17 protein-coding genes are annotated in these 18,115 nt (G+C 70.8%); 12 read left to right on the forward strand and 5 right to left on the reverse strand.

Annotated features, from left to right (window positions below; all coding sequences use genetic code 11):
- Nucleotides 1-35: 35 nt before the first annotated feature.
- The 4 genes from L3Q67_RS30885 to L3Q67_RS30900 are packed head-to-tail and all read left to right on the forward strand — an operon-like array spanning nucleotide 36 to nucleotide 3,237.
- Entirely contained in the window at nucleotides 36-635 is a 600-nt protein-coding gene (locus L3Q67_RS30885) for a TetR/AcrR family transcriptional regulator (protein ID WP_499184950.1), read from the forward strand.
- 54 nt (nucleotides 636-689) lie between these two features.
- Nucleotides 690-1,337, forward strand: a complete 648-nt coding sequence (locus L3Q67_RS30890; protein WP_499184951.1) for a CatB-related O-acetyltransferase — start codon at nucleotides 690-692, stop codon at nucleotides 1,335-1,337.
- 31 nt (nucleotides 1,338-1,368) lie between these two features.
- Entirely contained in the window at nucleotides 1,369-2,277 is a 909-nt protein-coding gene (locus L3Q67_RS30895; RefSeq protein ID WP_499184952.1) for a DUF5829 family protein, read from the forward strand.
- A 39-nt stretch (nucleotides 2,278-2,316) separates the two neighbouring features.
- Complete coding sequence (locus tag L3Q67_RS30900; RefSeq protein WP_499184953.1) at nucleotides 2,317-3,237, forward strand: NADP-dependent oxidoreductase; 921 nt, start codon at nucleotides 2,317-2,319, stop codon at nucleotides 3,235-3,237.
- 64 nt (nucleotides 3,238-3,301) lie between these two features.
- On the opposite strand, the gene L3Q67_RS30905 is transcribed toward L3Q67_RS30900, so the two are convergent.
- Together L3Q67_RS30905 and L3Q67_RS30910 are read right to left on the reverse strand one after the other, a co-directional pair.
- A complete protein-coding gene (locus L3Q67_RS30905) occupies nucleotides 3,302-4,534 on the reverse strand; it encodes a cytochrome P450 family protein (protein WP_499184954.1) in 1,233 nt (410 codons plus the stop codon).
- 43 nt (nucleotides 4,535-4,577) lie between these two features.
- Entirely contained in the window at nucleotides 4,578-4,994 is a 417-nt protein-coding gene (locus tag L3Q67_RS30910; protein WP_499184955.1) for a nuclear transport factor 2 family protein, read from the reverse strand.
- Nucleotides 4,995-5,153: 159 nt separating this feature from the next.
- On the opposite strand from L3Q67_RS30910, the gene L3Q67_RS30915 reads away from it, so the two are divergent.
- From L3Q67_RS30915 to L3Q67_RS30930, 4 genes are read left to right on the forward strand one after another with little or no spacing between them, the layout of a single operon-like run.
- Complete coding sequence (locus L3Q67_RS30915) at nucleotides 5,154-6,554, forward strand: cytochrome P450 (RefSeq protein WP_499184956.1); 1,401 nt, start codon at nucleotides 5,154-5,156, stop codon at nucleotides 6,552-6,554.
- Nucleotides 6,551-7,561: an isoprenoid biosynthesis enzyme family protein gene (locus tag L3Q67_RS30920; protein ID WP_499184957.1), complete on the forward strand. Its 1,011-nt coding sequence runs from the start codon at nucleotides 6,551-6,553 to the stop codon at nucleotides 7,559-7,561. The genes L3Q67_RS30915 and L3Q67_RS30920 overlap by 4 nt, the downstream gene beginning before the upstream one ends.
- Nucleotides 7,558-8,598 carry a polyprenyl synthetase family protein gene (locus L3Q67_RS30925; RefSeq protein WP_499184958.1) on the forward strand — a complete coding sequence of 347 codons (1,041 nt, stop codon included), beginning with the start codon at nucleotides 7,558-7,560 and terminating at the stop codon, nucleotides 8,596-8,598. Before L3Q67_RS30920 ends, L3Q67_RS30925 begins: the two co-directional genes overlap by 4 nt.
- 37 nt (nucleotides 8,599-8,635) lie before the next feature.
- Nucleotides 8,636-9,913, forward strand: a complete 1,278-nt coding sequence (locus tag L3Q67_RS30930; RefSeq protein WP_499184959.1) for a glycosyltransferase family protein — start codon at nucleotides 8,636-8,638, stop codon at nucleotides 9,911-9,913.
- Between the two features lie 64 nt (nucleotides 9,914-9,977).
- Here L3Q67_RS30930 and L3Q67_RS30935 read toward each other — a convergent pair whose 3' ends face one another.
- Nucleotides 9,978-12,893: a CARDB domain-containing protein gene (locus L3Q67_RS30935; protein ID WP_499184960.1), complete on the reverse strand. Its 2,916-nt coding sequence runs from the start codon at nucleotides 12,891-12,893 to the stop codon at nucleotides 9,978-9,980.
- Nucleotides 12,894-13,158: 265 nt separating this feature from the next.
- Between L3Q67_RS30935 and L3Q67_RS30940 the strand changes: the two genes are divergently transcribed.
- From L3Q67_RS30940 to L3Q67_RS30955, 4 genes are all read left to right on the forward strand, one after another.
- Nucleotides 13,159-13,341, forward strand: coding sequence for an antitoxin (locus L3Q67_RS30940; RefSeq protein ID WP_499184961.1), 183 nt, complete (start codon nucleotides 13,159-13,161; stop codon nucleotides 13,339-13,341).
- Between the two features lie 71 nt (nucleotides 13,342-13,412).
- Nucleotides 13,413-13,778 (forward strand): hypothetical protein, encoded by a 366-nt coding sequence (locus L3Q67_RS30945; protein WP_499184962.1) that lies wholly within the window; start codon nucleotides 13,413-13,415, stop codon nucleotides 13,776-13,778.
- A 161-nt stretch (nucleotides 13,779-13,939) separates the two neighbouring features.
- Entirely contained in the window at nucleotides 13,940-15,370 is a 1,431-nt protein-coding gene (locus L3Q67_RS30950; protein WP_499184963.1) for an MFS transporter, read from the forward strand.
- Nucleotides 15,371-15,430: 60 nt separating this feature from the next.
- Complete coding sequence (locus L3Q67_RS30955; RefSeq protein WP_499184964.1) at nucleotides 15,431-16,270, forward strand: hypothetical protein; 840 nt, start codon at nucleotides 15,431-15,433, stop codon at nucleotides 16,268-16,270.
- On the opposite strand, the gene L3Q67_RS30960 is transcribed toward L3Q67_RS30955, so the two are convergent.
- Together L3Q67_RS30960 and L3Q67_RS30965 are read right to left on the reverse strand one after the other, a co-directional pair.
- The gene (locus L3Q67_RS30960) at nucleotides 16,267-16,917 is read right to left on the reverse strand and encodes a response regulator (RefSeq protein ID WP_395897421.1); all 651 of its coding nucleotides are present in this window, start codon (nucleotides 16,915-16,917) and stop codon (nucleotides 16,267-16,269) included. The two genes, L3Q67_RS30955 and L3Q67_RS30960, sit on opposite strands and share 4 nt — an antisense overlap.
- Nucleotides 16,917-18,107 carry a sensor histidine kinase gene (locus L3Q67_RS30965; protein ID WP_499184965.1) on the reverse strand — a complete coding sequence of 397 codons (1,191 nt, stop codon included), beginning with the start codon at nucleotides 18,105-18,107 and terminating at the stop codon, nucleotides 16,917-16,919. Before L3Q67_RS30965 ends, L3Q67_RS30960 begins: the two co-directional genes overlap by 1 nt.
- Between the last annotated feature and the right edge of the window lie 8 nt (nucleotides 18,108-18,115).

Here is an 18,115-nt window from a genome sequence, read left to right on the forward strand (position 1 = left end):
GGCAAGTGCCCACTCAAGCAAGGAGGACCGCTGGGATGCCGACCGGGGTAGCGCTGCGCGCGGTGCGGGCGCAGTTGTTCGAAGCGGCCGACCGGGTGCTCCTGCGCGACGGCCCGAGCGGGCTGACCAGCCGCGCGGTCACCACCGAGGCGGGGTGCGCGAAAGGCGTGCTGCACCGGCACTTCGACGATTTCGACGCCTTCCTCGCCGAGTTCGTGCTGGACCGCGTGCACCGGATGGACGCGCAGACGCAAGCCCTGCGCGAAGCCGTGGGCACCGGTTCCGTGACCGAGAACCTCACCGACGCGCTGATCGCGTTGTTCGGCTCGGTCGCGGTGTCGATCGTCGCCCTGGTGACCTTCCGGGACGAACTGCGGGCGCGCCTGCGTGACACCTGGCCCGCGGGCATCCCGGTGCTGACAGACGCCGTGGGGATGATCGAGACCTACCTCGCCGCCGAACGCGGGCAGAACCGTCTCGCGCCGGAAGCCGCGGTCGAGGGCCTGGCGCCCATGCTGATCGGCTCCGCCCACCTGCTCTTCGCCGACCGGACCGGCCCCGCCCCGGACCGGGACGCCGTCCACGCCATGGTCGCCACTGTCCTCAATGGCCTGTTGCCCGCCGGATCCGGTTGACGCGGCCATTTAGGATCGGGGGACGACATCCCCGACCCGCGAGGAAACCACCGCATGCCCGTGCCCGCCGATCCGACGCTGCTCCACCCGATGCCGGGCCAGGAACGGGTGGTGCTGCTCAAACCGCTGGTGAAATCGCCCTTGATCGAGGTGGGGGAGTTCACCTACTACGACGACCCGGACGAGCCCACCGCGTTCGAGACGCGCAACGTGCTCTACCACTACGGGCCGGAAAAGCTGGTCATCGGCCGGTTCTGCGCGCTGGGCACCGGGGTGCGGTTCATCATGAACGGCGCCAACCACCGGATGGACGGACCGTCCACCTTCCCCTTCCCGATCATGGGTGGTTCGTGGGCGGAGAACTTCGACCTGATCACCGGGCTGCCCGCCCGCGGGGACACCGTGGTCGGCCACGACGTCTGGTTCGGCCACGGCGTGACGGTGATGCCCGGGGTGCGGATCGGGCACGGCGCGATCATCGCCTGGGGTGCCGTGGTCACCTCGGACGTGCCGGACTACGGGATCGCCGGCGGGAACCCGGCGCGGCTCATCCGCACCCGGTACGGCCAGGAGGAGATCGACCGGCTGCTCGCGATCGCCTGGTGGGACTGGCCGCTCGAGCACCTCACCGAGCACGTGCGCACCATCATGTCCGGCACTCTCGAGCAGCTCGAGACGGCGGCTCCAGCGGAAGCCGAGTGATCGTTTTCCGCGTCATCCTATGATCACACCTATGCTGGTTCGCCGGATGACGCGGATTTCCCTGGCCCTCGCCGCAGGCCTCACCATCGGTCTCACCGGGGCTGCCGCGGCGGCCGGGCCGAGTGGGCAGTTGCTGTACTACAACCACGCGTACGGCGTGCTCGACCCCGAGACCGCCGACGCCATCGAGCACTCGGACTACCTCCGGGAGTTCGCGAACTTCGAGGTGCGCACCAGCACCGGGGCCGGCGGGCAGACCTGGACCGGCCGCTACCTGCTGGGCCGCGAGACCTACCTCGAACTGTTCGGCGCCGGTGATCTCCCGGGCCAGGACAGCGAACTCGGCGCCGGCGGCATGGGGATCTCGGCCGAACGGGAAGGCGATCTGGACACCGCGGTGGCGCGGCTGCACGAGCAGGGCGTCACCGAGCCGATCGAGTTCCTCCAGACCCGCGACTTCGGCGACGGCATCCCGGTGCCGTGGTTCGACGCGGTGCTCACCACCGACCAGTACGACCGCTTCGGCGCCTGGGGCATGGAATACCGGCCGGAGTACTTCGCCGATCCGCGCGGCAACACCGAGCCGGCGAACCACCCCGGCGACGTCGGCCGCGAGCGCTACCTGAACGACGGCTACCGCGAGCACCTCATGCGTGACGTCACCGGCGTCCACCTCGCGGTGACCCAGCGCGACCTCGACAACACCGTGCCGCTGCTGCGGGCGGGCGGGTTCACCGTGCTGCCGGTGCCGGGCGGTGTGGTGGCCAAGGGCGGTGGCACCACGCTCCGGTTCGACGCCGTGCCGCTCGCCCAAGCGGGCCTGCGCCAGGTGGAGTTCTCGCTGAACCACCTGGTGGGCTACCGGCACACCGAGCCCATCGGGCGCTCGGAACTGGTGGTCGGCCCCGGCGCCCGCGCGGTGTGGACGTTCACCCGGTAGAACGGAACGCCGCGCCCGGTACCGGGGTTGAATGGCGGCATGAAGGCGATCACCCAGGCCGGATACGGCGGTCCAGACCTGCTCACCCTGTCCGAACACCCCGAGCCGAAGGTCGGCCCCGGTGAGGTGCTGATCGAGGTGCGGGCCGCCGGGGTCAACCCGGTGGACTGGAAGCTGGGCGCCGGTTACCTGGACCCGCTGATGGAGGTCCGGTTCCCGCTGGTGCCCGGCTGGGACGTGGCCGGGGTGGTCGCCGCGCTCGGCCCGGACGTCCCGGAGTTCGCCGTGGGCGACGAGGTGTACGGCTACATCCGCAAGGATTCGGCCCACCTCGGCGCCTACGCCGAGCGCGTCTCGGCCAGCGTGCGGATGCTCGCCCGCAAGCCCGCGTCGCTGAGCTGGGCGCAGACGGCCGGGATGCCGCTGGCCGGGCTGACCTCGCTGCAGTCGATCGACCGGGTCGAGGTCGCCGCCGGGGACACCGTGCTGGTGCACGGCGCGTCCGGGGGAGTGGGCTCGGTCGGGGTGCAGCTCGCCGTCGCGCGCGGCGCCCGGGTGATCGGCACGGCCAGCGAACGCAACCACGAGTTCCTGCGGTCGCTGGGCGCGGAGCCGGTCACCTACGGCGACGGGCTGGCCGACCGGGTGCGGGAGCTCGCGCCGGACGGGGTGGACGTCGTGCTCGACTTCGTCGGTGGTGGCGCGGTGCACGATTCCGCCGGGGTGCACCGGACCCCGGGCCGTCTGGTCTCCGTCGTCGACGATGACGCCATCGAGCTGGGCGGCCAGAAGCTCTGGGCCCGCCCGGACGCGGCGCGCCTCACCGAACTCGCGCGGCTCGCCGACGAAGGCAAGCTGACCGTGCACGTCGAACACGAACTACCGCTGGCCGAAGCCGGGCGCGCGTGGGAACTCAGTCAGGAAGGCCGCACGCGCGGCAAGATCGTGCTCGCCGTCTGAGCGGGGGCCGGCGGCACCGGGCAAGCGGTGCCGCCGGCTTCGCCGTCACGGCCTGGGCACGCGGTCAGGGGCTCAGGAACACCGGCAGGGCCTGCAGCACGCGCACGGTCGGCATGACCCGCCAGTGGAGCTGCTCGGCGGGCACCGCGAGCCGGATGTCACCGCACTGTTCGAGCAGCACGGCGAAGGCGATCTGCGCCTCCATCCGCGCCAGCGGGGCACCGAGGCAGTAGTGGATGCCGCGCGCGAACACCAGGTGCGCGCCGACCTCGCGCCGGACGTCGAACACGTCGGGATCGGTGAACCGCCGCGGGTCGCGGTGCGCGGCGAGGATCGAGCCCATCACCACGTCACCGCGCCGGATCCGCGCACCGCCGAGGGTGAAGTCCTCGGTGGCGAACCGGATCAGGCTCGACGCGAGCGTGGTGTCGTAACGCAGGATCTCCTCGACCGCGCCGGGGATGAGCTCCGGTTCGGCCCGCAGCAGGGCGAGCTGGTCCGGGTGCTTCAGCAGGGTCAGCAGCCCGCCCGCGATCAGGCTCGAGACCGTGTTGAACCCGCCGACGAGCAGCATCAGCGTCATCGCGGCCAGTTCCGTGGCATCGAGGCGGTCATCGCCGCGGCCCTCGGCGATGAAGGCGCTGAGCAGGTCGTCGCCCGGGGTCGCCTGCTTTTCGGCCACCAGTTCGGCGATGTACCCGGACAGCCACGCCATCGCGCCGGGGACCAGTTCCGCCTCGGCCGGGTCGCTGGAGAGCAGCAGGTAGGTGTTGCGCGCGAACAGCCCGCTGTCGGTGATCGGCACCCCGATCAGGCGCATGATCATCTCGATGGTCAGCGGCAGCGACAGGTCCGGCAGGACGTCGGCCCGCCCGCGTGCGGTGGCCTCGCCGACCAGCCGCTCGGCGATGGCCCGCGCCTGCGGGCGCAGCCGCTCGACCTGCCGCGGGGTGAACGCGCCCTGCGCGACCCGGCGCAACCGGGTGTGCTCGGGCGGGTCGACCACGGCGAGGCACTGCCCGAGCCCCATCGCCTCGGCCGCGGCCACCCACGGCACCGCACGCACGTGGTCGGGAGCGTTCGCGGTGTTCATCGACAGCCGCGGCTCGGCGTACATCGCCTGCAGGTCCTCATACCGGGTGACGAGCCACCCCCGCACGCCGTGGTGCACCACGCGCCGGATGCCGTCCTCCTCGCGCACCCTGGCCAGCACCGGATAGGGGTCGTCGATGAATTTTTGACCCAATAGGTCCAGATCCAGTATTCCGCTTTCCCGCGGACGGGTTTCCACGGTCATGGCGCCACCTCCTGTGCTCGCGTCCTGTACGCAGTTGTGGAATTCACGCGGCGATGACGCCGATTTGCTGCAACAACGTGAATACGTCGTAGTAGTCGGTGTGACGAACGATTAGTCCATCCGGGTCGATGTCGAGCACGCTGATCGCGCGCAAATCGATCCGGCTGCCGCGGACCGCGGTCGGCGGCAGGTGCGGGAAATCCCCCGAAAGCACGCCGCGCCCGGTCCAGGTCACCACCACACCGCTTTCGGTCGGCAGTACGCGGTCCACGTCCAGCCGGCTTTCCGGGCTGGCCGCGTCCCAATCGGTGAAGAAGCGCGCCAGTTCGGCGCGGCTGTGGAAAATCCGGTGCAGCGCGACATCTTCGAAGATCAGATCCTCGGTGTAGCAGGCGACGTAGGCGTCCACGTCACGGTTGTTGAATGCGGTGGCCCAGCGCTCGACAAGCTCGATGGTCATGGTTGATCTCCTCGGAATCGAAGGTGAGCCCACAATCGCCCAGCGCGCCGCAGCCGGACAACATCAAAAACGCGAACCGCAAGATTGAAGAATTGCGTCGTTGCCGGGAAAAGTACTGTTCGCCCTGTCCGAACCGAGACCGGATAGGGGCTGGGACAGATGACGGAACAAGTGGTCGGCGAAAGCCGCCCGCGCACCGCGAAGATCGATTCGGCGCGGCCGGTGCCGCGGCCGGTGCTGCGCGACGAACTGCGCAGCACCTTCGCGATGCGGCACGACCAGGTCGGGTTCCTGAACCAGATGATCGACCGGTACGGCGACATCGTGCAGATCCGCGTGCTCGGCATCAAGATGGCGATGCTGAACCACCCGGACTACTTCGAGCACGTGCTCGTGCGCAACCACGAGAACTACAACAAGGACACCTTCCTCTTCCGCGCGATCGCGCCGATCCTGCGCGGCGGGCTGATCGGCAACGTCGGCGGTGAGCCGTGGCGCCACCAGCGCCGGACCATGCAGCCTTCGTTCCACCGCCCGCAGGTGGCCGGGTTCGCGCTCAACATGACCGACGAAACCGCGCAGATGCTGGACCGCTGGGACCACCAGTACGAGCCGTCGGACGTGGTCAACGTGAGCACCGAGCTGGGCCAGCTGGCCATGCGCATCGTGTTCCGCTCGCTGTTCGGGGCGAAGGTCGGCGCCCGCGGCAAGGCGATCGAGGACATGTTCTTCGAGGCCAACCAGATCGCCTGCGCGTTCTTCCGGTTCCCGCTGATCCCGCTGACCTGGCCGACCCCGTCGCACCGCAGGCTGGCGGAGATCATCCGGACGATGGACGGGTTCGTCGCCGACATCATCGCGGACCGGGTGCGCAGCGGCGAGCAGCACGACGACCTGCTCGACGCGATGCTGCACGCCGTCGACGACGTCACCGGCACCGGGCTGTCCGAGCAGCAGCTGCACCGCGAGGTGCTCAACCTGATCATCGGCGGCTACGAGACCACCAGCAACTCCGTGTCCTGGCTGATGCACACCGTCGGCACGCACCCGGAGGTGCAGCGGCGGCTCATCGAGGAGGTGGACACCGTCCTCAATGGACGCGCGCCGACCTTCGACGACGTGCTGAAGCTCAAGTACACCAGGATGATCGTCGACGAGACGCTGCGGCTGTACACGCCGGCGTGGCAGACCATGCGGTCCTCGATCGAGGAGGACGTGATCGGCGGGTTCCACATCCCGGCCCGCTCCGACCTCTACCTCAACATCTACGCCCTGCACCGGCACCCGGAGTTCTGGCCGAACCCGGAGGCGTTCGACCCGGACCGCTTCACCCCCGAGGAGATCGCCAAGCGCCCCAAGCAGGCCTACATCCCGTTCGGCAGCGGGCCGCGCATCTGCATCGGCAAGCACTTCGCGCTGACCGAGCTGGTGATCATCCTGGCGATGATCGCGCAGCGCTACGAGGTGGTCATCCCGCCGGGCTGTGCCAACGTCCAGCCCGAGCCGCTGATCACGCTGCACCCCAAGGGCGGGGTGCACGTCCGGATGGTGCGGCGATGAGCGGCGGCCCGGTGACCACGATGGTCGAGGCGTTCGGCGCCATCGACCCGGAACTGAACCCGCACGCCGACGCCGCGACCGCGCACCTGGACCGGTGGGTGGCCGAGCGCGGGCTGATCGGGCGGACCGCGGCCAGGGAGCGGTTCGACCGGGCCGCGTTCGGCTGGTTCGCCGCGGTCACCTACCCGACCGCGGGCGAGCGCGACCTCGGCCTGGTCGCCGACTGGTTCGCCTGGCTGTTCCTGCTCGACGACCAGCTCGACGACGGCCTGCTCGGGCGCGACCCCGAGCGCACGTACGAGTTCCTCGGCGCGCTCTTCGACGTGCTCGACGGCAAGGGCGCCGACCCGGCGGGCCCGTCGATCGTCACTTCGCTGGCCGACCTCTGGGAGCGCACCACCGAGACGGCGAGCGCGGCCTGGCGCCGCCGGTTCGTCGAGCACGTGGTCGCCGGTGGGCTGGCGGCGGGCTGGGAGTCGGCGAACCGGGTGAGCGGCACGATCCCCGGTGAGGCCGAGTACGTGGAGAAGCGGCGGCACACCGGCGCGATCTACGTGTGCTTCGACCTGATCGAGATCGCCGAGCACCTCGACGTCCCGGCCGCGGTGTACGACAGCGAGCCGTTCGCCGAAGCGGTGCGGGCGGCCTGCGACGTGGTGGGCTGGACGAACGACCTGTACTCCCTGGACAAGGAAACCGCGCTGGGGGAGTACCACAACCTCGTCACCGTGGTGCAGCACGCGCGGGGCATCAGCCAGACCGACGCGATCGGCGTGGTCGCCGGGTTGATCACCACGCGCCTGAACGAATACCTCGCCGTCGAGCCGATGTTGCGCGAGCGGTACGGGGAGTCGGGGATCGAGCCGTACCTGGCCGGGCTGCGGTCGTGGATGCGCGGCAACCTGGACTGGTCGGCGAGCACCCGCCGCTACCGCGAGGCCGCGCAGGATACGCCGAACCCGGCTCGCTACCTGGAATCCGCGCTGATCGATCGGAGTGCGGCATGAGCGCCCCGGCGTACAGCCGCCCGGCACCGGAGAGCAACCAGGGCGTGCTGCTCGCGCGCCGGCTGCTGCCCCCGGTGCTGCGCGAGTGGGTGGACCGCCTCGGCGGGGAACTGGCCACGGTCTGCGGATACCAGCTGGGGTTGTGCGACGACCGGGGCAAGCCGACCGGCGGGGTGGGCGGCAAGCTGCTGCGCCCGGCGTTCACCCTGCTGTGCGGGGCGGCCACCGGCGCCCGGCCCGCCGACGTGGTGCCCTCGGGGGCCGCGATCGAACTGCTGCACAACGCTTCCCTGATCCACGACGACATCATGGACGGCGACCGCGAACGGCGGCACCGGCCCACCGTGTGGGCGCGGTTCGGCGAGGCCACCGCGATCCTGGCGGGCGACGCGCTGATCGCACTCGGCTTCGAGGTGCTCGCCGCCCAGCGCCACGCCGCGACCGCCCGCTCGGTGGAGGTGCTGGCGAAGACCCTGCGGCTGCCCGCGCGCGGGCAGGAACTGGACCTGCGGTTCGAGTCCGAGGCCAGCGTGACCGTGGACGAGTGCCTGACCATGATGACCGGCAAGACCGGCGTGCTGCTCGGCTGCGCCTGCCGCCTCGGTGCCGCCCACTCGGGCGCGCCGGCGGAGTGGGCCGTGCGGTTCGAGCGGTTCGGGGTGCACCTGGGCGTGGCCTTCCAGCTGGCCGACGACCTGCTGGGCATCTGGGGCGATCCGGCGGTCACCGGCAAACCGGTCGGCGCGGATCTGCTGGCGCGCAAGAAAAGCGCGCCGGTGGCCGCCGCGCTCGCGGCGGGCACCACGGGTTCGGCCCGCATCGCCTCGCTCTACGCCCGGCCCGGTCGGCTCACCGATGCCGAAGTCGCTCAGCTGACCGAGCTGATCGAGGAGGCGGGCGGCCGCGACTGGACCGTCGCCGAGGCCGACCGCCAGGTTTCCGCCGCCTGGGACCTGATCGACGGCCTCGACCTCGACGGTCCCGCCCGGTCCAGCCTGGCGACGCTGACCCGCACGCTGCTGAACCGGGACCACTGAACCGGGATCACTGAACCTCCTCGCTGGAAGGAATCCGATGCGGATCCTCATCGTGACCAACGTCTTCCGCTCGCACCTGCTGGCGCAGACGGCGCTGGGCTGGGCGTTGCGCACCGCCGGGCACGAGGTGTTCCTCGCCGGTCCGCCGGACCTCGCCCAGGACATGGCGAACACCGGGCTGCCGGGCGTGACGATCGGCGGGGAGCTGCGGATCGACGAGAAGATGGCCGCGGCCGGGCCGCACTACGCCCAGCTGCCGCCCGCGGACCCGCGCGGGCAGCGGACCGGGCGCTCGGTCCAGACCGACTTCGGCTGGGGTGACCCGCACGCCGAGCTGGCCGACTTCATCGGCGGCACGCGCGCGGCGATGTTCCCCGACGACGCGGTCGAGGACCTGGTGGACCTGGCTCTGCGGTGGCGCCCTGGCCTGGTGATCACCGACCCGACCTGCTTCCCGGCCATGGTCGCGGCCCGGGTCGCCGGTGCGGCCTGCGCGCGGCAGTTGTTCGCCGTGGACCGGATCGGGCAGCTGCGGGAAGCCTGCCGGAACCAGCCGGGCCCGGCCGATCCGTTGCGGGAGTGGCTGGAGCCGGTGCTGGCGCGTCACGGGTTCGGCTTCGACGAGTCGATCGCGGTGGGGCAGTGGACGATCTCCCCGCTGCCTGCCTGGATCCCGCAGTACGCGGGGGTCCACTACGTCCCGATGCGCCGGATCCCGTTCAACGGGCCGTCGCTGGTGCCGGACTGGGTGCTGGACCCGCCCGCCCGGCGCCGGGTGTGCCTGACGCTGGGCCTCGCGCACCGCGAAACCGCGATCGACGGGTCCGCCTCGGTCGGTGAACTGCTGGACGCGGTGGCCGATCTGGACGCCGAGGTGATCGCCACGTTCGACGCCCGGCAGCTCGGGTCGGCGAAGGTGCCGGACAACGTGCGCACGGTCGACTTCGTGCCGTTGAACGCGCTGCTGCCGAGTTGCTCGGCGCTCGTCCACGAAGGCGGCAGCGGTGCCTTCTCCGGCGCGTTGGAGCACGGCGTGCCGCAGATCATCGTGCCGCAGGACTTCACCGTGGAGAAGTGGCTGGGCCCGCTGGCCATCGCGGAGGGCGTCGAAGCCCGCGGCGCCGGGGTCTACGCGGCCAACGCCGGGAAGCTGACCGCGGAGATCCTGCGGCAGAGCCTGAAACTGGTGCTGGAAGACCCGTCCTACGCGGCGAACGCCGCCCGGCTGCGCACCGAAGTCCGCGCGATGCCCACCCCGAACGACCTCGTCCCGGTACTGGAGGAACTGACCGAGGCCCACCGGCCGGGCAGCTGACGCGACACGAATGTGGCTTTGGGAGATTCGGCCCCCAAAGCCACATTCGTGTCCTCTGGTGCGGTTATTGGTTGATCACGAAGGACGAGCCTGGTTCCTTCACGATGTCACCGGTCGCCGAGTTGGTGATCGTCACGCCGGACAGCGTCGCGCTGCCGCGGGCGCCGGCGTGGGCCAGGATGCCCGCGCCGTTGTTCGACTTGTCGATCCGGACGTTCGTGATCGTCACGCCCGGCATCGCGCCGCCGCCGGTCTTGAACTGGATGCCGTCGTAGGTCGAGTCGTGGATTTCCGTGTCGCGGATGGTCGCCCCGGGGATGTCCGGCCCTTGCGCGAACAGCGTGATCGCGCCGAACTCCTGCGCCTCGCCCCAGAAGACCCCGCCACAACGGTAGAGCGCGTTGTTCGCCAGCAGGGTCTGCCCGGAGAACGGCAGCGGGTCGTGGTCGGTGGCCAGCATGATGCCGGGGTAGTTGGCCGTGTCGTGGATCAGGTTGTTCTCGGCCTTGTTCCCGTAGCCGCCGTAGATGGCGATTCCGTTGGCACGCCACGGGAGCTGGATGGTGTTGTTGACGAAGTGGTTGTCGTGCGCCACGTCGGTGGCCTGGTCTTTGACGTACTTGTTGGCCCACACCGCGAGCGAGTCGTCACCGGTGGTGCGGAACGAGGAGTTGAACACCCGGGAGTTGCGCGTGCCGTTGGTGAAGTTGATGCCGTCGGCGTAGGTGTCGCGGATGCGCATGCCGCTGAACTCCAGGCCGTCGGCCGGACCCCACAGCTCGGGGATGTTGCTGTAGTCGCGCCCGACCCAGACCCCGACGTTGGCGTGCTCGATCCAGACGTTCGAGATCTTGGTGCCGGTGCCGAAGCGGCCGTTCAGCCCGACCCCGCCCTCGGCGCCGTCGGGCCCGCCGCGGATGCGGCCGGAGCCGAAGATGGCGATGTCCGAGATCTGCGTGTTGCCGTCGATGTCGAAGCCGAAGTTGCCCTCGTGCGGGTGGTTGATGCCGCCGACGGCCTTGTGCGGTTCCGTGGTGGTGTAGAGCTGCGAATGCCACATCCCGGCGCCGCGGATGGTGACGTCGCTGATGCCCACCTGGTTGTACTGCCCGCGGTCGAACGGGTCGTCGGTGAGGATCTTCTTCTCCTGCCGCCACTGCCCGGCCGGGATCCACACGCAGCCGATGGCGCCGTTCTGGTCGGCGGTCACCGCCGCCTGGATGGCCGCGGTGTCGTCGTTCCCGTCGTCGGGCACCGCGCCGTACTGGGTGATCGAAGTGCACTCGGCCGGTTTGGCGCCGGACGGCGCGACCTGCTCCAGGTCGACCAGGTCGATGATGTAGAACGCGGCGGTGTCCCCGGCGTCGCGCTGCAGCCGGAACTTGGTGCCCGCCGGATAGGTCGACGGCAGGAGCGCGCTCGCCTCGTCGAACAGCCTGCGTGCGTCGGCCTGCGGGGTGTTCGTCAGCGCCTCGGGGCCGTCGGTGTTGCCGTAGAGCCAGCTGTGCTTCGACGAGAGGTTCAGCTTCTGCACGAAGGCGCCGTCGGCGTAGAGGCTGATGGTGGCGTCGATGCCCCCGCCGCCGGGCGCGTCCGGGATCGAATTGCGCACCACGATGGAGTTCGTGGAGTTGACCGAGGTGAACTCCACGAACTGGCCCTGGCTGTTCAGCCGGACCGACTTCCGGCCGGAGGACTCGGTGGCGAAGTTGGTGTGCCCGAACGTCCGCAGTGGATCGGCCTCGAGCAGCGTGCCCTGGTAGGCGCCCGCCTCGGCTTCGTATTCCACGTACGGCACGGCGGCTCCGCGTCCGACGACGATCGCCTGCCCGAAGCTGTTGTTGGTCTCACTGGTCTCGGCGACCAGCCCGGTGGCGTCGGCGGTCGCGGTGATCGTGGCGCCGCCGCCGGTCGCGGTCCACGAGCCGGTGGTGGTCACGGTGGCCGTGGCGCCCGCCGCGAGCTGCGGGGTGGTGGTGTCCAGCGTGGTGCCGCCGACGCCGATCCGGGTGACGGTGCCCGCGGGGACCGCGGTGGTCCCGCGGTTGCGGACCGCCACGGCGAACTTGACCGGCGTGCCCACGGCCGGGTTCGACGGGTTGGCGGTGATGCCGAGGACCTGCAGATCCGGGCCCGGAGCCTGGCCGACGACCAGTGGCGAGGCGGCGGTGAAGGTGTTGTTCCCGTCGTCCCGCTCGGCGATCACGTTGGCCGGGTCGACCACCGCGGCGGCCGGGTAGCTGCCCATCGCCCGCTGGCCCGCGTCCACGGTGACCGTGGCCGAGGCACCGGCGGCGAGCGCGCCCACCGGTGCACTGCCCGCGATCGCGCCGCCCAAACTGAAGTTGACCGTGGTCGCCGCGGCGGGCGCGGTCCCGGTGTTGCGCACCGTCGCGGACAGGGTGACCGCGTCGGTCTCGGAAGGACTGGCGGGCGTCCAGGTCAGCGCGCTGACGGTCAGGTCGGGGTTCGGCGCCGGGGTGCCGAAGACCTGCACCTCACCGATCTGCCCGCCGGGGGCGCCGGTGTTGCCGAAGAACGCGAGCCGCAGATCGGCGGCCCGGCCACTGACCGGGATGGTCACCGAGTTCTGGTTCGACGACGGGCTGAAGGCGTAATCGGCGCGTGGGCGGAGTGAGGTGAAGCCGGTGCCGGACTGGTTGCGGCCGAGCACCTCGATGCTCTGCGTCCTCGGCCCCCAGATCGGATCAGGGTTGAGCTTGACCACGACGGAGGAAAGGTCGGCGTTGGCGCCGAGCTTCGTGGTGAGCGTCGCGGGGAAGCCGGCGGACTCCCAGTAGCTGCCGATGTTGCCGTCGGTGGCGTTCGGACCGACGAACGAGAACACCGACGACGAGGCTTCGACCGGTTTCCCGGCGGCGAGATCGGTGTCCGCGGGCGCGGACCGGGCGGTGGCGGGCAGGCCGGTGGCGATCAGGCAGGCGGCGAGGAAGCCGCCGGCGAGCTTTTTCCGGTGCATGGGGACCTCTGTTCGGTGGGTGACAGAGCGATCAGCCGCCCCAACCCCGAGAGCTCCATCTCCCGGTTATTTCATGATCTTGTTGACTTTTTGCGAGGCAGCAGTCAAATGTTTCAGGACAGTGACGCTTTCGTCAACACCCGGTCGCTCGGGCGCCGGTTCACGCCTTCAGGGGAGTCGGCGCCGGCCCGGTTTGGGCCCGGACCCGCGGCGGCAACCCTGGGCGACCGGCTGGACACGACCAGCCATTGCCCGAGGAGTGACGATGAGTTTGTTCGACAAGGCCAAGGACGCCATCAGCAAGAACCCGGAGCAGGCCGAGAAGGGCGTCGACAAGGCCGCCGACGCGGCCAAGTCGAAGTTCGGCGACCACGCCGACAAGGTCGACCAGGCCTCGGCCAAGGCGAAGGACCACCTGCGCAAGGACGGCCGGCCCGAAGGCCTCTGAGTCCCCGCGATTCCCGCCTCACCCCGCCGCGGCCCCGGTTAGCATGGCGCATGGTTTCCGGCAGCCAGCCAGTGCGAGCACGGCTCCTGTGGCCGCGGCGGGGTCTGGTGCTGGCGGGCCTGCTCACCGCGGCCTGGGCGGTGACGCGGGTGGCGCTGCAACTGAGCGGGCACGAGGACCTGGTCGTGGCCGAGAGCGACCGGCACGGCTACGTGGCGATCTTCTCGCTGGTGCTGGTGCCGTTCCTGCTGGTCGCGGTGGTGACGCTGGTGGCCGACACGGTCGAACTGTGGCGCCACGGCCGATCGCGACGCGTCGGCTCCGGGGTGGCGCTGCTGCTTTCCGCGCCGCTGGCCGGGGAACTGGTCCTCGTCGCCGCCGTGCTCGGCGCCTGCCTCATCGCGACGGCTCTCGTCGTGCGTTCCCGGGGTGCCTGAGCGCGCACCCCGGTGCCCTTTCAGTCCACTGTGGATAGCGACGGGGCCTTCGGGTAATTGCCTGGACCGGCACCGCGGGGTCGGCGTATACACTGATCGGGCTGGCCGCATCGTGGCGTTCTGGCTCCCGCGTATCCCGACTCCCTGCGAGGTGCTTTCCCATGCCCGGCCCCACGACCGCCACGGTCGAACGCGACGCCGTCGCGCCCGCGCGGTCCGGTCTGCTGATCAGCGTGATGGTCATCGCCGCGTTCGTGATGATCCTGAACGAGACGATCCTGAGCGTCGCCCTGCGCGACCTGACCGTCGACCTCGGTGTCTCCACCACCACCGTGCAGTGGCTGACCAGCGGCTTCCTGCTGACGATGGCGGTGGTCATCCCGACCACGGGTTTCCTGCTCGAACGCTTCACCCCGCGCCAGGTGCTGCTGGCCTCGCTGAGCCTGTTCAGCGCGGGCACGCTGCTCAGCGGGCTGGCGCCCGGTTTCGAGGTGCTGCTGGCCGGGCGGGTGGTGCAGGCCTGCGGCACGGCGATGATGCTGCCGCTGCTGATGACCTCGGTGATGCGCCTGGTGCCGCCGGAACGCCGGGGCGCGACGATGGGCACGATCACCATCGTCATCGCCGTGGCCCCGGCGATCGGGCCGACCGTCGGCGGCGCGGTGCTCTCCGCGCTGGACTGGCGGTGGATGTTCTGGATCGTGCTGCCGCTGGCGGTGGCGGCGCTGGTCATCGGGGCGATCTGGTTCCGCCTCGACGGTGAACCGCGCAAGGTGCCGCTGGACGTGGCCTCGGTGCTGCTGTCCGCGGTCGGGTTCGGTGGTGTGCTCTACGGGCTGGCCTCGTTCGGCGAGGGTGGCGGGGAACACCCGGTGCCGCCGTGGGCCCCGATCGTCGTGGGCGTGGTCGCGCTGGTGGTGTTCACCTGGCGCCAGACGCGGTTGCAGCGCGAGAACCGGGCGCTGCTCGACCTGCGCCCGTTCACCCACCGCAGTTTCGTGGTGGCGCTCCTGCTCACCGCGTTGCTGTTCGTGTGCCTGATCGGCGTCGCCTCGATCATGCTGCCGCTCTACCTGCAGACCGTGTTGCACACCAGCACCTTCGTCAGCGGGCTGGCCGTGCTGCCCGGCGGGCTGGTGCTCGGGCTGCTGGGCCGTCCGGTCGGGGCGCTGTACGACCGCTTCGGCGCGCGGCCGCTGGTGATCCCGGGCGCGGCGGCGATGGCGGCGGCGTTGTGGCTCTTCGTCACCCTCGGGCCGAGCGCGCCACTGGGCGCGGTCATCGCCATCAACGTGCTGCTGATGGGCGGGCTCGGGTTCATGATGACGCCGCTGATGGCCGAGTCGCTCGGCGTGCTGCCCGATCACCTGCATTCCCACGGCAGCGCCATCCTCGCCACGCTGCAACAGGTCGCGGGGGCGTTCGGCACGGCGGTCTTCGTCAGCGTGGCCACGCTCGGCAGCACCGGCTCGGGCACCGGCCCGGACGCCGCGGGCCTGCGCACCGCGTTCCTCGTGGCCGGGGTCGTCGGGGTGCTGGCGCTGATCACCTCGCTGTTCGTGCGGCCGGCTCCCGGCGCGGCCAAGGGATAAGGCCGCCCGATTCCACGCAGCGGCCGGGATTGTGCCCCTCGCCCGACCTAGGGTGACGGGGTGCGCTTCCTCCGTGGTTTTGCCGCTGCCTGCGCCGCTTTGCTGCTCGTCACCGGTGAGGCGTCGGCAGGCTCGCCGCCTGCCGTCCAGGCGTGGAACCCGCCGAGCCACCTCGTCCAGCCGCTCGGCGAGGTGTGGCAGCACGTCGAGAGCACGTATCCCGATCTGCACGGGTTCCGCAACTACGGCTGGGACCAGATCATGGCCAACGGCGGCTACGTCAACTACTGCGTGCGCTGGGATTCGACGGCACCGGTGTCCGCGGCGCTGCGGGACCGGATCCACGCCTCGCTGTCGCGGCAGTTCACTAAGTGGATGGCCGCGTTGCTGGACAACGGGCAGGGCTGGGAGTCCTGGCCGTATGAGACGGTGCCGGTCAAGGTCGTCGGCTGGGCGGTGCGCGACCGCTCGACCCTGCAGTGGACGGACGACTCCGTCGACGTCTACGTCAACGACATCAACGAAAACGCGCCCCAATGCGCTGCGGACTGCGGCCGGTTCTTCCACCAGGATGGCGACTACTCCCGTTGTCCCGGTGGAGCGGCCCGGCACTACGACATGTCGCTCTGGCTCACCGCCGGAATGGGCGGTGGGGCCGGTGGTGACTGGGGCCAGCGCGTGGGCAGCGAGTACTTCGTCGGCAACCTCGACAGCGAGAACATCCACATCTACCTGCACGAGGTCGGGCACACCTTCGGCCTGGACGACTTCTACGACTGGACTCCGTCCGGCGTCTGCTGCTTCCTGATGAAAGCGGGCAGTGCCGCCGAAATCACCGAGTTCGACAAGTGGATGTTCCGCGACTGGTGGCGCCACCTCAAACCCCGCTACGGCCTCTAGCGGAGCAGGCCCCGTTGCCACGCCCAGATGGCGACTTCGGTGCGGTTGCGGACTTCGAGCTTGCCCTGCGCGCTCGCCAGGTGGGTTTTCACCGTGGACAGCGAAATGCCGAGGTCGTCGGCGATCTCGGCGTTGGTCCGGCCGCGGGCGACCGCGAGCACCACGTCGGATTCGCGGGCGGTCAGCGGGGTCGGCACCGGCTGGGCCCGGCGCCGCACGGTTTCGGTGAACCGGGCCAGCAGGCGCACGGTCACCGCCGGGGAGACCATCGCCTCGCCGTTGGCCGCCGAGCGCACCGCCTCCACCAGCAACCGGGGCCCGGCGTCCTTGAGCAGGAACCCGCAGGCACCGCCGAGCAGTGCGGCGTAGACGTTCTCGTCGGCGTCGTAGGTGGTCACCACGACCACCCGCAGCGGATCGGCCACCCCGGGACCCGCCAGTTGCTCGGTGGCCCGCAGTCCGTCCACTTTGGGCATCCGGATGTCCATCAGCGTGACGTCGGGCCGCAGTCGCCGCGCCAGGCGGACCGCGGCCTCGCCGTCGGCGGCTTCGGCGATCACTTCGATGTCCGGCGCGGCGTCCAGCACCAGCCGGAAACCGGTGCGCACCAGTGTCTGGTCGTCGGCGACGAGTACCCGGATGGTCATCAGATCCCTTGGGAGAGCGAGCTGAACGGAAGTTCTTCGGCGCCGAGGGGCAGACGGGCGGTGACCAGCCAGCGCCGATCCGGTTCCGCTCCGGCGGCCAGGCTCCCACCGAGCATGGTGATCCGCTCGGTCATGCCGATGATGCCGAACCCGCCGGGGGAGGGGCCGGGTGGGGCGGGCACGCCGTTGTTGCGCACTTCGAGCACGAGTTCGTCGGCTTCGGTGCGTGCGGACACGGAGACTTCGGTGGCGTCCGGGGCGTGCCTGCGGACGTTGGTCAGCGCTTCGAGCACCACGCGGTGCACGGTCGCGGCCAGCTGCGGCGGGATTGCGAGCTGGTCCAGTTCTTCGGCGATGTCCACGCGGACGCTCCCGGCGGCGGCACGCACGGCGTCACCGAGGCCCGTGCCCGGGGGCGGCGGGACGTGCTCGGTGTCCCGCAACATGCCGACGAGTCGCCGCGCCGCGGTCAGCGCTTCACCGCCCGCCTCTTCGATTTCCCGGTACACCTCGGCGTGGTTCTGCCCTCCGGAGCCCGCTTCGGTGATCGCGCGAGCGGCCTGCACCCGCACCACGATCCCGCTGACGTGGTGCGACACCAGGTCGTGCAGTTCCCTGGCCAGCTGGAGGCGTTCGTGGGCGCGGACCCGGTCCAGCACCGCGCGCTGGCGGCCGTCGGCGTCGCGCAGGATCAGCCCGACGCCGAGGCACCCGCCCCAGTAGGCCGCGGCCGCCACCGCGAGCAGCGCTTCGGTGGTGTCGAAGCCGTAGCGCAGCAGGGGAGCGGCGATCATCACCACGCCCAGCGCGAGCGTCAGCGCGACCGCGTGCATCGGAGCGAGCCGGCGGCAGGCGGCGGCGGTGAGCACCCCGGCGGCCACGGTCTCGGTGAGCATCGGCTGGGCGCCGCCCGGCCCGATGAGCACCGCGACGATCGTGCTGATCGCCGAGAGCGCGGCGACGGCGCCGCCGAGCACGCCGACGTGACGGGGGAACCGCCGCCGCAGCACGCCCAGCACCGCCATGGCCGAACCCGCGGGGGCCAGGAATCCGGCCAGTGCCCCGGTCCAGCCGCTGCCGGGACCGGGGAACCGCAGCGCCAGCACGAAATCGGCGGCCGTGGCCGCGACCAGCGCCGCGATCTCGGTGACGAGCACCCCCCGCCGGGCCGCGGTTCCCGCTCTGCGCATGACGGGCA

Source organism: Saccharothrix sp. AJ9571 (assembly GCF_021725495.1).
Taxonomy (GTDB): Bacteria; Actinomycetota; Actinomycetes; order Mycobacteriales; family Pseudonocardiaceae; genus Amycolatopsis; species Amycolatopsis magusensis.

Coding starts and splice junctions, on each gene's coding strand:
- L3Q67_RS30885 (WP_499184950.1), top strand. CDS start 36: ATGCCGACCGGGGTAGCGCTGCGCGCGGTGCGGGCGCAGTTGTTCGAA.
- L3Q67_RS30890 (WP_499184951.1), top strand. CDS start 690: ATGCCCGTGCCCGCCGATCCGACGCTGCTCCACCCGATGCCGGGCCAG.
- L3Q67_RS30895 (WP_499184952.1), top strand. CDS start 1,369: ATGCTGGTTCGCCGGATGACGCGGATTTCCCTGGCCCTCGCCGCAGGC.
- L3Q67_RS30900 (WP_499184953.1), top strand. CDS start 2,317: ATGAAGGCGATCACCCAGGCCGGATACGGCGGTCCAGACCTGCTCACC.
- L3Q67_RS30905 (WP_499184954.1), bottom strand. CDS start 4,534: ATGACCGTGGAAACCCGTCCGCGGGAAAGCGGAATACTGGATCTGGAC.
- L3Q67_RS30910 (WP_499184955.1), bottom strand. CDS start 4,994: ATGACCATCGAGCTTGTCGAGCGCTGGGCCACCGCATTCAACAACCGT.
- L3Q67_RS30915 (WP_499184956.1), top strand. CDS start 5,154: ATGACGGAACAAGTGGTCGGCGAAAGCCGCCCGCGCACCGCGAAGATC.
- L3Q67_RS30920 (WP_499184957.1), top strand. CDS start 6,551: ATGAGCGGCGGCCCGGTGACCACGATGGTCGAGGCGTTCGGCGCCATC.
- L3Q67_RS30925 (WP_499184958.1), top strand. CDS start 7,558: ATGAGCGCCCCGGCGTACAGCCGCCCGGCACCGGAGAGCAACCAGGGC.
- L3Q67_RS30930 (WP_499184959.1), top strand. CDS start 8,636: ATGCGGATCCTCATCGTGACCAACGTCTTCCGCTCGCACCTGCTGGCG.
- L3Q67_RS30935 (WP_499184960.1), bottom strand. CDS start 12,893: ATGCACCGGAAAAAGCTCGCCGGCGGCTTCCTCGCCGCCTGCCTGATC.
- L3Q67_RS30940 (WP_499184961.1), top strand. CDS start 13,159: ATGAGTTTGTTCGACAAGGCCAAGGACGCCATCAGCAAGAACCCGGAG.
- L3Q67_RS30950 (WP_499184963.1), top strand. CDS start 13,940: ATGCCCGGCCCCACGACCGCCACGGTCGAACGCGACGCCGTCGCGCCC.
- L3Q67_RS30960 (WP_395897421.1), bottom strand. CDS start 16,917: ATGACCATCCGGGTACTCGTCGCCGACGACCAGACACTGGTGCGCACC.
- L3Q67_RS30965 (WP_499184965.1), bottom strand. CDS start 18,107: ATGCGCAGAGCGGGAACCGCGGCCCGGCGGGGGGTGCTCGTCACCGAG.